Origin of the sequence: Pseudomonas sp. S3E12 (assembly GCF_001702295.1) — a bacterium.
GTDB lineage: Bacteria > Pseudomonadota > Gammaproteobacteria > Pseudomonadales > Pseudomonadaceae > Aquipseudomonas > Aquipseudomonas marginalis.
Window position 1 is genome coordinate 21,056 of record NZ_MBDT01000021.1, and the last position, 12,565, is coordinate 33,620.

Below are 12,565 nucleotides of genomic sequence, written 5' to 3' on the forward strand. Positions count from 1 at the left end.
GTCAAAGCTCCAGCAGGATCTGCGCCAGGGGCCGCGTGCAAAGGTGCAGCGGGTTGGACTGGGCTTCACCGGCCACACCCTTGTTGAAGGGCAGCGGCTCAATCTTGCTGTAGTACGGGATGCCTTGGGTGTTGACCGTTTCCATATAGTCGGCCGGTGCAAAGGACGAGATGTACAGGTCAGGGACGCCTTCAGGGATCAGCAGGGCCTTGTCGTCGTGGACGAACGAAACACCCGCCACCTTGCCGCGATAGCGCTCCCAGACGATCCCGCCGAACTCGAAGCTTTCACGGGCATCGCCACGCAAGGATGCGGCCTGCATAGTGTTGAGGTAGGTCTCCTTCACCGACTTGTGGACGATCAGCTTGTTCCAGAAGTTTTTGCCGCAGAAGGCGCGGGATCCGGTGCTGGTGATGCTCCCCAGCGCTTCCTCTTGCATATCGAGCGCTTCACCGGCGCGCACTCGCAGCTCAGTGTCGGGGTTACCCAACCCCATTGGCAGCTTCTTGCGGACCACGCCAAAGGTCTTGTAAATATCCAGCAACGAAGTCTTGCCGTCCGCGTCCAGGATCTGCCCATTCAAGGCGCCCATACGCTGGAATTCGTGAGTGGCGTCCAACTGGCGGCGCGCTTTCGCCAGTCGCTTGTTGACTACATCCTGCACGGCCTGCAACTCACTGCGAGTGCCAAACGCGCGAATGCCCTGGATCTCGTCGGCCTTGATGGTGAAGCGCTGAGGCAGATGAACGGTGTTGAATGGGATCATCTGACGCTTGGTGTCGCCGACCACAAAGCCCGAGGTACCACGCTCACCCGCCGGCACCAGGGCCAGAGTGTCGCCGTCCTTCTCGATCTGCACTGTCAGCGTGCTGATACCTTCTTCGCGGAACAGACCCAGGCTGCTGATGCGGCCCGGCAGATATTCCTGGTCATTGATTGCAGCGGTCAACGAGGAGACGCTGAACGCATCGTCTTCAAAAATGGCGATCTCGGCCATGGGGTACTCTCCAGAAACGAAAAATCCCGCGCTCGGCGGGATGGATAAATGGGGTGAGCGTCTTAGCGGACGATCACAAAATGGTTTGCCAGGGCCTTCTCGGCAGCAGGGTCGAGACCGGTCAAGTGCGCTTCGCTGACTTCGGCCAGCCGCACGATGGCGCGCCCGCGACGTGGCACATCCGATTCGCCCAGCGGACCGTAAAGGATGGCAATGGCGTTTTCGGTGCCGTCCTCGGCGGTTGGTTGATACGGGGCAAACTCGCTGGTGAGGGTGACCAGGCCCAGGATCTGACCCGGTTCCAGGGCGGCACCAGCAGCGACATTGATCGCTTCGCGGGAAATGTTGCCGGCGCCCTCGGACAGCAGGAACTCGCCTGCGTGCATCGATTCAACTTTCATGCTTTTGCTCCTTTCGAGTTACCGTTCTGTGCCGCCTGACGGGTGGCCCAGATTGCGTGAGTGTCTACCTGTTTGCCCTTGACCGTTGGGGCCGGGTCATCGTCCAGCGGCAAGCTGTTGTTGATTTCGAAGCCGCCGCCGCTGCCTACCAGCTTGTCGAAGAGCCGCGCACGGACTGCACCTTCGTCCAGGCCCGCCGTGATGAATTCGCCCGTCAGCTCTGGCAGGCGTGCCGCGACACAGAGGCCGTGCAAGGCTTTTGCATTGGTCAGTGCCGCCCGGATCACCGCTTCGCTTTCCAGCTTCGTCGCAGCGAGGATCGGGTCCACCAGGTTGCTGATGCCGGCCGCTGCACATCCCTGCGTGACCATCAGGGCCAGCTTGGCCGCGTCCAGCACTGGGGCTGGATCGGGTTCCGGCAGTTCTGCTTCAGGCTCTTCGTCCAACTGGGCAAGCAGCTCAGGCGGCGCATGTTGGAAGCGCTGCAAAACGCTGCCCTGGCCGAGACAGGCGCTGACCTTGAGGCCGTCGCCGACTTCATCGGCCAAGCCCAGCGCCACCGCCTCATTGGCCGTGAGCCAGGTTTCAGCGTTGACCATGCGCCGCAGCTCGGCTTCGTCGATGTCCGGCGCCTTGGCCTTGTAGGCTGCGATAATCGCTTCCAGGGTCTGATCCAGCACATCGGCGACGCGGCGGAAGTCTTCAGCATCACCACCGGTGAAGGTGTAGGGGTTGTGGATCATCAGCATGGCGTTGGCTGCGATCACTACCCGGTGAGCGCCGCACACCGCGACACTGGCCGCGCTCGCCGCCAGGGCATCAATGCGCCCCGTACAGCGCTCGCCCAGCCGGGACAACGCGTTGTGGATCGCCAGACCGTCGAACAGATCACCGCCGATGCTGTTGAACGCGACGATTACCGGGGACGCGCCGTCATCCATGGCGCGCAGATCCTGCACGAACTGATTGGCGGTGACGCCCCAGGCGCCAATCTCGCCGTACACGAAGATTTCGATACTGCGCTGTTCGGCTTCGCCGCTGGCCTGAAAGGTGTACCAGCTTTTATCGGCGACCTTTACCTGCTTGCCCGCCTTGTCATAAACGCGGGGTTTGGCTTTTTTACTCATGGTAATTCCTTGTCATCTATAGGCTCGATGGCATCAAGAGTCGTGTAGTTGAGGCCGAGGCCAGTGGACCTGGCGAGGTCGGCCGCGTTTTCAGCGTCGATGGTTTCCGCGTCGTAGCCGTTGCGCAGACACATCTCACTGCGTGAACCAAAGCCCGCCTGCACTTCCATCCGCCGCGCCTGTACGTCCTGCACCGGCTGGATGTAGGCCCATCCCTGCGGCACCCAACGTGTGCGTAGATATTCGCGTCGACGTTGCGCGTAGTCCTCCAGCACCAGGGCGCCGGACAACACCGCCATGTCCATCCACGCGGCTCGCACCGGCCGACACAGCTGATGCACGTACACGCCGAATTGCAGTTGCTCCAGGCGCCGCCGAAACTCGTTGAGAACCACCCGCAGCGCCCGGTCGTTGACCTCGCGCATGTCGCCGGTGAGGATTTCGTAAGGCGTGCCCGAACCCGCCGCCGCAGCCATCAGTTGCTGCCGCATGAAGTCCGGGTAGTTGTTGCCGGCATCCGGTGGCTTGGAGAACTCCACCTCTTCACCTGGCCCCAGCTCCTGCATGGTGCCGGGTTCCAACGCGACCATCGGCGTGAAGCCGTCGCGATCAAGGACCAATGGCATGCCAGTAGTGGGATCGCGAGGCTGCTGCACAGCGTCCGGCGCAGGGCGCTTGATGAAGCCCGCGAACAGGTTCGCCACTTCCTGCCGGAACAGCACCGCGTCGTCGTAGTTATCCAAGCTGCGCAGGCGCTTCAGCACCGGGGCCAAACGTGGGACGCCGCGCAACTGCCCTGGCTCCATCGGTTCGAAGATGTGCAGCACCTGTGTTGCCGGTACACGCACCAACTGGTTGTAGCCAGCGTTCAACGACGACGAGTCGCGGGGATGCGACAGGTACATGTAATACGCCACACGCTTGCCCGCCGGGTTGAACTCGATCCCAGCGCGGATCACGTTGCCGTTTTTGGCCGTCTCGAACTTGTCATGAGGGACAAACTCAGGGGCCAGCGCCTGCAGCTGCAGTGGCACTGCCAAACCTTCGCTCGGGCTGCGGGGTCGCAATCGCACAAAGCATTCGCCGGCCGTTTCAACGGTGCGCGCCACCAGAGCCTGCATGCCGTAGAAGTCGGTCAGCTCATCGGCGTCCGCCTCATCCACCCAGTCATCCCACAACTGCTGCTTGAGCTTGCGCAACTCGGCGTCGTCCGTGGTCGGCCTGGGCGTGATGCCGGTGCCGATCAGGTTGCTGACGCGTTTGTCGATGACGTTGAACGCGTACGGGTCATTGCGCACCGCCGCCCGCGAACGCGCACGTAGGTTGCGCAGGGCCGGGGTGTTGATGCTGTTGATGCCGTTGTCGGAGGCTTCCCAACTGGCCGAACGTCGGCCCTCACCGGCGCCTTCGTAACTGGCCTTGATGTTCGACGGCAGCAAGAATCCGTTACGGGTCAGCGTCGGATAATGTCGGGCCATTAGATTCCCTTGCCTCCATGGGTAAGCCGGATCACGCGAGAGCGCGGCCCGGCGGCTTGACTCAGCGACGTGCGGATCTCGTCGCGGGCCTTGAGCAGTTCGTCGATGGAGCGGTATTCCACAGTGCGGTCGCTGTAGCGCACGGTCTTTTCACCGCGTGCGATGGCGCGCTCGATGGCTTCGAGGTGCTTCGGGGTAAACGACATATCAGCGTCTCTTCAGATAACCGCTGGTGGAGCTGCGGCGTTGAGGGGGTGCGGCGGGTCGCGGTTGGGCGACAGGTGCAGCAGGTGACGGTGCGGGTAGCGACTGACGCGCCGCAACCGGTGTCGGTGCCGCTGCCGGTGTTTCGTCAGCGTCAACGCGCTCGCCTTGTACGGGCTTGACGCCCAACACATCGTCGAACAAACCGGACTGAGCCAGCGCTTGGCGTACCCGCTCCCAGTCGTGTTCCTGGTAGCGGTTGATGCCCAGGTAATGCGCCATCGCCAGGCAGTACACCATCAGGTCGAGCGCTTCGTTGCGCTCGGCCTTGCCCTTGACCCACTCGATACGCTTGTAGCCTTTGACGTACCGGGCGACCTTGCGCTCGGCCACGCACTGGGCAAAGAACTCGTCCGGCAGGTCGTTGGCAAAGTGCAGCGAACCGGGGCCGTCCTCGAAGGCGTAGCGGTTGTAGATCCAGTCCTTCGCGGTGTCGGTACCGACAAACCACAGCTCGGCGCCGCCACGTTCGGTCTGGCCCTTCCAGGTCACGTCGACCATAGACGGCCGCTGAGCAATCACCGGTTTGCCGGGCTTGCTCGCACCCTTGATGGCGAAGATATTGCGCCAGCGCCGCACACGGCAGAACTGGTACACCTCGTCGGTATGGTGACCGCCGGAGTCGACGCCCGTCGCCAGGATCGCCAGGGCTACACCGCAAGGATGCCGGTATCGAACCTTGAGTTTTTCATCCAACACCGCCCAGGTACGCTCGTCGGCCGGGTCGCCCCAGATCACCTGGTGATCAACCACCCAACGCTCCATACCGACGCCGAAGCCCATCACCATCAGCTCCAGGCGGTTGGCCTGGACGTCGACTGCGCCGGTTAGCATGAGCACGCCCACCGGCATGCTGCCGAGGGTGTAGGTCTCCAGCCGTGCTCGAGCGACCAACACCTCAGCCTTGGTCTGCTCTTGCGCGCTGTCCCAGACCTTGGCGAGGCGGGTGTTGTAGAACACCTGCATCAGGCCCATGTCACCCTTGGCCTGGGCCTTCTTGGCGTCTTCGAACTCCTCGGCAAGCGAGGCCCAGTCCTTCCAACCAATCGGCGAATAGAGCGCGTTCAGGTGGAAACCCACCGTCTTGCCATCGCCGCTGCCATGGGCACGCCACTCGCCACGGGCGAGCATGTCGGTCTTGTGATGCTCCTCGATCAACACATCACATTCAGGCGCGGCGCACTGGTAGTGAACCGTGCGGTAGTCCTTGCTGTAGAGCAGCCGCTCCCATTCCAGTACCTGCATGTGCCCGCAGGTTGGGCATGGCACGTAGTAGTAACGCTGGTCGCTGGACTCGAACAGGTCCGCGATCCGCGAAGCGCCCTTGTACGTGGGCGAGCTGGAGAAGTAGATCTTGGCGTTGCGCCCGAAGTTTGTAGCCCGTGTTTCGGCCAGCACGACGGGGTCACCTTCTTGGCCGACATCGTTTTCCCATCGGTCGACCTCATCACCGTAGATGTAGCGTGCCGACAGCTCGGACAAGTTGGCCGCCGAGCCCGCAGTGGTGACGTACAAGGCGCCGCCCTCGAACTCCTTGGTGTCCATGGTGTTGCGGGCATCCCGCGAGCGGCTGGCCGCTACACGCTTCGCCAGTTCCGGGGTGGCCTTGATCGTCTTGCTGATCCGCCCGGAGACCCGCTTGGACAGGCTCAGGCTGGGCAGCAGCGCCAGAATGTTGGACGGTGCCATGTGAATCAGGCCGCCCATCCAGTTCAAGGCGATCTGCGTTTTCATCAGTTGCGAAGCCACCATGGTGACCACTCGCCGGCACGGGTGGGCCGGCGACAAGCAGCGCATGGGTTCGCGAGCGTACGGAGTACGTTCGGTCCGATACTGGCCGGGCTCAGGCGCGCCCGTGTCGCGCGGGATGCGCATGTACTCGTCGGCCCACTCGTCGATCCAGAGGTCTGGGTCGGGTCGTAGCCCACGGAAATACGCCTCACGGTACGCACGGTCACCGTCAGGAAATTCCGTGTTCATAGGTCAGCTCGCTGTCATCGCTCGTTCAAGGTCGGACGAGGACATGCGCTCAGCCTCTTCCAGTGATTTACGGAGTGTCGCCGTCAGGTGTTTTTCGATGTCCCAGGGGTCGGTCATCACTGCCAACTTGTGGGACAGTTGGGGCAGTAGGCCGAACAACTGGTCACGCAGATGGCGCCCGGCGTTGTAAGCACCCAGCTCGACGGCATCCCTTGCGACCAGGGAGCCCTGCGCCTTGTGCAGCTCGATCTCGGCTAGCTGCGCCAGGTTGTGTTCGCGCATGGCGCGAGCCTTTTGGAAGTCGTGGCCCTTGGCGCCGACAGCAATAGGCTGCTGCGGCGCAGCCGTGTTAGTCGGCTCGACCAGGGGGGACAGTTGGCTGTAAACGTCACGCTGAATCCGGTCTTGCTGGTGTCGAGCAGCGACGGCGGCCTTGCTGGGGTCCGCGGTTTCGAGGATCAGCGCTTCGGTTGCCAGCACGTCGACCATCTTGCCGTCCGGCGACAGCACCAGGCGATTGTTGCCTTTGAGCCAGGTGATGTAACTCGGCGTCCTGCCGATGCGAACCGCGAAAGCGCTTTTAGACAGGAACAGTGGATCCGTCATAAGCCCTCCTTTTCAACGGCTTTTCAATGGAAACCTTTCAATTTCAATGGATTGAATTTCAGTAAGCTGGCAGCCCATCCGCTAACGCTTTCCCGCGGGTTTCATGCCCCGTGTCCCTCGGATGCCGCCAGGGTCCCCGGCAACTTTTCGGCGCGTCATTTTGGTGCAATTCGCTACGAGCCACGTATTCCGTGGCCTCCAGCACATCAGGCCTGACCACTACCCGAAGGAGGCACATCGCACACGCCCAACCGCTTGGCGGCCCAGCGTTCGTACAGCCCGATGGCGACATCGGCGCCGGCCATCGCGGTGAGGCAGCCGATGCTGCCCGCTGCCAGCACCGACATGCCCGAGGCGTGCAACAACATCATGGTGGAAAGCCCGCAGACCACGCAGGCTCCGGACCGCAGCAGCAAGCGGCGAACCAAAGACCAACCGCTCACCCCCGCCTTGTCGGCCCGCCATGCCTCGCCGGAAATCCCGCCGACCAGGGACAGTACGATCACCATCCAGATCGGCATATCAATAAGCGCTTGCTGCTCGTTCGTCATCGCCCTACCCCATAAACGCAAAAACCCGGCGCAATGGCCGGGTTCAGTGTGGTGGTGTGTCCCGCTATCTGCGGTCGCACCTATCGAAGATGACTACTTTTTACAGGTGGATTCCGGTGGCAGCAACCCCGGTTTAATGCCACCCGGTGAATAAGTGGGTAACACCGGGTGAACGCCTAGCGAATGTCTGCGAATATCCCACCCCGGCATTCTGCTGTTTCGGCGGCGTCCCATCTGTCCCACCATTCGGAGTCGGAGTGGGACGCCTAAGAACGCCTAAATTCGGGGCTTCGCCCCACTGTCCTACTTATTTCTTTCCCTTCTCGTGTAAAGGAGAAATTTAAAGAACACGCATGCGCGTGAAACGCGCGTACTGCTGCCGCTACGCTTACACGGGCGGGAGGCTCTTTGTGGCGGGACGGTGGGACAGCCCAACAACGACAAGGCCCGCACCTGTCCCACTGCATCAAAACGCAGCGAGACAAGACGGGCCTGTGGGACAACCACAACCGGAGCGATGCCTGGGGTCACGCAGCCTTCCCCATCAGCACCCAGTAGATCTGCAGATGCGCATCATGCAAACGCTGGTAGTACGTGTCGCGGCCACAACCGCAGTGGGCATACCGCAAGCGCATATCCACATCGAGCGTGCAGTAATGCTCCCGCACCACCGTGACCAGCTCAGGTGCCAAGTGCTTGCTCACGATCAGCTCTATGTCCAACGAACTCTCCAGCGGCGCACGGAAGGCACGCCGCCCCCTGATCAGTTGCCCGTTGCTTTCCATCATCATGGCAACCATATTTCCCCCAGCCAGCCCCCCTTTTGAATGTTCCGAGTGCAGCTCCTGCGCCCACAACCGAAGCAGCGAATCGATCTCCTTAATCAAAGCAAGGCTCCTCAATCGGTTCCCGCTTCAACGCCGAAGCACCACCCCACCCTGCCGGCTTCTTGTAAGCCCAAGGCCGCTGCCCACTCTTAGCCAACGCCGTCAACCGTACACGTCGCCATCCCAACCGATGCATGATCGCCCCGACCCGCATCTGCTCCGGCTTGCCCCAATGCCCGAAGTCCAACTTCAACGCACTGGTTAACACCTCGCTGCCGGTGGTGGTCTCGCCGATCTGCGACTCTTCAAGCCAGGTCAGAATCGGCCCTTCCCACTCATCCACCACAAAGCGTTCGTCCTGCTCTTCGCCGAACATCGCCGCCTCATCCAAGGTCACCCACCAGAGATCGCCCGCGTCGTAGCAGAACACCGCCTCGGCCCATAGCTGATCGCGCATTGAGCGCAACAGCTCCAGATCAACCTTGGTACACGCCACCGGCCAGTAACGCCGGTTGCCGGTGGCGTCCTTCAGATACTCATCCTGGTTGGTAGTACCCACGAAAACACACTGGCGTGGCACGTCCATCGTTCTGCGGCCATAGCTCTCGCGATAAGTGTCGGTAGACGCCGAGAAGAACTGCTTGGCCTTCGTACTCTCAGCCTTGTTGAAGCTGTCCAGCTCCCCCAGCTCAACGATCCACTTGCCCCGGATCGCCTGAAAGCCGTCCTTGTCACCCAGCGCAAACGGCGTATCCATGAACCACTCGCCGCCGAGGATGCTCATCGCGGTTGACTTACCGGCGCCCTGAGCGCCCTCCAGAATCATCACCGAGTCAGCCTTGCAGCCCGGCTTCATCACCCGCGCAACAGCAGATAACAACCAGCGCTTGCCGACCTTCGAGGAGTAGTCAGTGGCCTTGACGCCCATAACTTCGGTGAGCCAACTTTCAAGGCGTGGCACGCGATCCCATTCCAACTTGCGCAAGTACTGACGCACTGGATGAAACGCGTGGTCATACGCAACCACGCTCACCGCTTCGATCACATGCGAGGCCTTGACCCGCAAGTTGTACTGCTGCGCGAGCCACTTCATCACCCGCACGTCGTCAATATCCGCCCAATCGCCCGTGCCGCCGCCATAAGGCGCCGCACGCAGCTTCACGATCTTTGAACTGAACGCGCTGTAACTGATGACCCCGGCCCAACGCTCATCGTTGGCCAGGATCAACTCGACGTTTTGCATATGCGCGATCAAGGCACCGCTCTCACTGCGAGCCAGCATGTCCTTCCAACCTCCGGCAGCCGGTGGCTTGACCACCGCCAACACCTGACGGCGCACCGCCTCCAAACCTTCGGCAACATGTAGGTCGTTGAAGTCGGTCCACTTGTTTTCCCGCTCACCGGAGAAGATCGGCGCGACCACCTGGCCGCCAACAATCAACGCGGCATTGTTCGCCTTCTCTTCACCAGGGTTCCAGGGATCGCCATTCGGCCGCTTGGTCTTCCAATCATCGTCCCGGCACAAAATAAGCGGGCAACCAGGGAAGCGCTCGCGCATGGCCTTGCACACCACCAGCAAATTGCCCGCATCGAAGGCGATGGCCACCGTCAGCGATGTCGCCATGTGCAGGCTGGCGCCGGTGGCGTAGCCCTCACACACCAATACCGGTTCACCCGGCTCCGGGTGAGGCCCGATCAGGTGGAAAGCACCCTCCTTCGACATGCCGTAAGGCCAATAGGATTTGTCCCGGCCAGTGTCTTCTTGCTTGGTTGGAAACACCACCTGCAGGCCGACAATTTGATCGCGCACGTTGCACATGGGCACCAAAAATGCGCCGGAGCGCGGTGCATAACGAACGCCGAAACCAACGATCTGCTTTCGATCCAGATAATCGCTGCGGCCCTTCTCCGGCATCCGCTTGAACAGCCCCGCCGCCCGATTCGCCGCACGACGCGCCGCGTTGGCAGCGATCTCGGCAGCTCGACGCTTGGCGTCCTCCTGCCGAGCACGCATCACCTCACGCTCTTCTGGCGACATCCGGCCAGCCTTGACCTTGATCTTCTGTGACTCGCCCGAACGCCAATCACCAAAGCTGCCGAAAATTAGCGTCTCGCCTTTTTCCGTTCGGTGCTCGTGGACAACATACCAACCGTTCTTTTCCTTGCCCTTGTCCTGCGCCGTCTTACAGCGGGTCAGCTTGCCGTAAATCAACGGGTGCTCAGGCTCAAGGCCATAGTTTGCGAATTGACCCAACACCTCATCGAGCATAATGCACCCCTTGCTTGGCCTTGAATTCTTCGCACTCCGTGCAACGCGTGCAGCCTTGCGAAGCCGCACGACGCGCAGGAGAGATAGGCTCCTTACAGTCGATGCAGGTCTTGCGCGACTCAGCTACTTGCACAGGCTTGCGCGCAGCGAAAGCCTCCTCAGAACGTTCCAGTATCTCCCCTGCCATATCCGCCCAATCAGCCACGGTCAGCACCCCGCGTCGTCTGGTTAACGTACGTGGCGCGATTGAACATCCCCAACAGCCCCTGAATCCCCCGAAACACCTGCAGGCGTATCGCGGCGAGTTCATCGTCCGTCACAACCCCATCGCCAATGCTCTTGGCCCAGGTATCAGCCAAATCCGCCACTTGCCGGAAGTACTCAGCAATGCCGGTGGTCAGCGTTTCGGGCATGTCGTTGGTGTACGCCTCGGCCAGCTCCTGCCAGGTCGTATCGCCGACCAAGGCATGAACCGCATCCAGAATGCGGCGGTCCTTGGTCAACTCCAGGATCTCGCCGAACTCCTGAATGTTCACCGTGTGGCTGGGATGGGTTGGAGAAAGCTTGTGCTGCAGGGTGGTGGCGTTTCTGCCAGTGGTGGCGGCAATTGCAGCAGCACCACCGGGATAGTCCCGAGCAGCGTGGTAAAGCGCGAGGTCGAGCGGCAGAACTTCCCGCTGCGCTCGCTCAACAGAACTCAGAGCAATTCGGCTCATGGCATTAATCCTTAACAGTTGCCAGTGCCGCGCGACATGCAGTGGTGATACATTTGCCGCGTGGCTTGAAAGGGCCCAAACGCCGGCTAGATCTTCGGGATCGACACCGGCACCGTGCCGGGGCGAGCAATCCGTTGCTCACCCCTAGCGCAACAGCTGCCCAATCTGTGGTGGAAAAGGCAGCAACCCAAGACATCCGTGTCTTGGTAGCGCGGTAAAGAGAGGCGGTTTGCATGTGGTGTGCCCGCCACTCTTTATCGCGACCCGACAGCACTGTGGTGGTGGGTGCCGGGAGGAACTGGGCGGCCCTTGGGTCGCCTTTTTTCTGACTATGCTGCTTTGTTATCCGAAACGTTTTCAGTGATACCAAAATGCTCCAGGACCTCAGCTAGCGAGACACAGCCTTCACTTTCACGGGTCAAAGACTTGATCAAAGAGACGCTAGGATCCTTGCTCGCATATTTGACGTGAAGACGCAGGTAGCTCACAGCAATCCGGCAACGCTCAGCGTAGGCCGTGAGGTCATCTGAATCTAAACGGTTGATATATTCGCGAAGTTTCATGTGGTGTACCTCCAGACGCCAAATTTAACCTTACAGGTTGTTTTTAGCAACACCCAAAAGGACATTCACCCATAAGGTTAATTCGGCCAGAATTGACACATGAAAATCTCAGATACCCGACTGCAAAATTTCCGAAGAGTCCTGGCAGAGAGAAAGCTCCGCCTGACTGACATCGCCGAACAACTGGGCAAAGCACCTGCTCAAGTGAGTGCATTTGGGGGTAAAAACCCCACCAAAGGCATTGGCGATCAGATAGCTCGAGAGATTGAGAAGGCATTGCACCTTCATGATGGATATCTCGATATGCCCTACGGCATAGGCGAGTTCAACAATGCCACTGTACTAAGTCATACGGGACGCAAACTGCCAGTGATCGGGTCAATTGCGGCAGGAGCATGGTGTGAAGCTCATGGAAGTTTTGACCCACGAGATGCTGAGGAGTGGATCGACGCACCTGGACCCGTCGGCCCACGAGCCTTCATTTTGCGTGTGGAGGGGATGAGTATGGAGCCAAAGTTTGTCGCAGGCGATAAGATCGTTATAGATCCATCACTCGAAGCATTACCAGGTCATTTTGTTGCGGCAAAAAGAACAAGTGATCAGGCTGCAACCCTCAAGCAGTTAAAGCAAGAAGGCAGTGAACAGTACCTCTATGCACTGAATCCAGATTGGCCAGAGCGAATTATTCGTATGACAGAAGAATGGAGTATTTGCGGAAGAGCAAGATGGAAAATTTCCGACTTATGAAGTACAACTTCCCCCTTAGATACGTCTAAGGGAGAAGAA

Annotated in this window: 14 protein-coding genes; 1 reads left to right on the forward strand and 13 read right to left on the reverse strand. The window is 60.4% G+C overall.

The features are described from left to right. Window position 1: 1 nt before the first annotated feature. The 13 genes from BB029_RS16690 to BB029_RS16745 form a co-directional block, all read right to left on the reverse strand. On the reverse strand, window positions 2–997 hold the full coding sequence (locus tag BB029_RS16690) for a major capsid protein (RefSeq protein WP_065940022.1): 996 nt from the start codon (window positions 995–997) through the stop codon (window positions 2–4). A 62-nt stretch (window positions 998–1,059) separates the two neighbouring features. Further along, window positions 1,060–1,398, reverse strand: a complete 339-nt coding sequence (locus BB029_RS16695; protein ID WP_065940023.1) for a head decoration protein — start codon at window positions 1,396–1,398, stop codon at window positions 1,060–1,062. Next, on the reverse strand, window positions 1,395–2,525 hold the full coding sequence (locus tag BB029_RS16700) for a head maturation protease, ClpP-related (RefSeq protein ID WP_065940024.1): 1,131 nt from the start codon (window positions 2,523–2,525) through the stop codon (window positions 1,395–1,397). Before BB029_RS16700 ends, BB029_RS16695 begins: the two co-directional genes overlap by 4 nt. Further along, window positions 2,522–4,003 carry a phage portal protein gene (locus BB029_RS16705; RefSeq protein ID WP_065940025.1) on the reverse strand — a complete coding sequence of 494 codons (1,482 nt, stop codon included), beginning with the start codon at window positions 4,001–4,003 and terminating at the stop codon, window positions 2,522–2,524. The genes BB029_RS16700 and BB029_RS16705 overlap by 4 nt, the downstream gene beginning before the upstream one ends. Beyond that, window positions 4,003–4,209: a phage head-tail joining protein gene (locus BB029_RS16710; protein ID WP_032889620.1), complete on the reverse strand. Its 207-nt coding sequence runs from the start codon at window positions 4,207–4,209 to the stop codon at window positions 4,003–4,005. Before BB029_RS16710 ends, BB029_RS16705 begins: the two co-directional genes overlap by 1 nt. A gap of 1 nt (window position 4,210) precedes the next feature. Continuing rightward, the gene (locus BB029_RS16715) at window positions 4,211–6,247 is read right to left on the reverse strand and encodes a phage terminase large subunit family protein (RefSeq protein ID WP_065940026.1); all 2,037 of its coding nucleotides are present in this window, start codon (window positions 6,245–6,247) and stop codon (window positions 4,211–4,213) included. Window positions 6,248–6,250: 3 nt separating this feature from the next. Further along, on the reverse strand, window positions 6,251–6,853 hold the full coding sequence (locus BB029_RS16720) for a terminase small subunit (protein WP_065940027.1): 603 nt from the start codon (window positions 6,851–6,853) through the stop codon (window positions 6,251–6,253). A gap of 206 nt (window positions 6,854–7,059) precedes the next feature. Next, window positions 7,060–7,404, reverse strand: coding sequence for a phage holin family protein (locus BB029_RS16725; RefSeq protein ID WP_065940028.1), 345 nt, complete (start codon window positions 7,402–7,404; stop codon window positions 7,060–7,062). 527 nt (window positions 7,405–7,931) lie between these two features. Further along, window positions 7,932–8,291, reverse strand: coding sequence for a hypothetical protein (locus BB029_RS16730; RefSeq protein ID WP_065940029.1), 360 nt, complete (start codon window positions 8,289–8,291; stop codon window positions 7,932–7,934). Beyond that, entirely contained in the window at window positions 8,284–10,500 is a 2,217-nt protein-coding gene (locus tag BB029_RS16735) for a VapE domain-containing protein (RefSeq protein WP_065940030.1), read from the reverse strand. Before BB029_RS16735 ends, BB029_RS16730 begins: the two co-directional genes overlap by 8 nt. Further along, entirely contained in the window at window positions 10,490–10,810 is a 321-nt protein-coding gene (locus BB029_RS34305; RefSeq protein WP_371914625.1) for a TraR/DksA C4-type zinc finger protein, read from the reverse strand. The genes BB029_RS16735 and BB029_RS34305 overlap by 11 nt, the downstream gene beginning before the upstream one ends. Then, a complete protein-coding gene (locus tag BB029_RS16740; protein WP_065940031.1) occupies window positions 10,698–11,216 on the reverse strand; it encodes a phage regulatory CII family protein in 519 nt (172 codons plus the stop codon). Before BB029_RS16740 ends, BB029_RS34305 begins: the two co-directional genes overlap by 113 nt. A 329-nt stretch (window positions 11,217–11,545) precedes the next feature. Beyond that, the gene (locus BB029_RS16745) at window positions 11,546–11,779 is read right to left on the reverse strand and encodes a hypothetical protein (RefSeq protein WP_065940032.1); all 234 of its coding nucleotides are present in this window, start codon (window positions 11,777–11,779) and stop codon (window positions 11,546–11,548) included. A gap of 99 nt (window positions 11,780–11,878) precedes the next feature. Here BB029_RS16745 and BB029_RS32275 point away from each other — a divergent pair, with 99 nt between their 5' ends. Next, complete coding sequence (locus BB029_RS32275; RefSeq protein ID WP_083236436.1) at window positions 11,879–12,526, forward strand: LexA family transcriptional regulator; 648 nt, start codon at window positions 11,879–11,881, stop codon at window positions 12,524–12,526. Window positions 12,527–12,565: the final 39 nt, after the last annotated feature.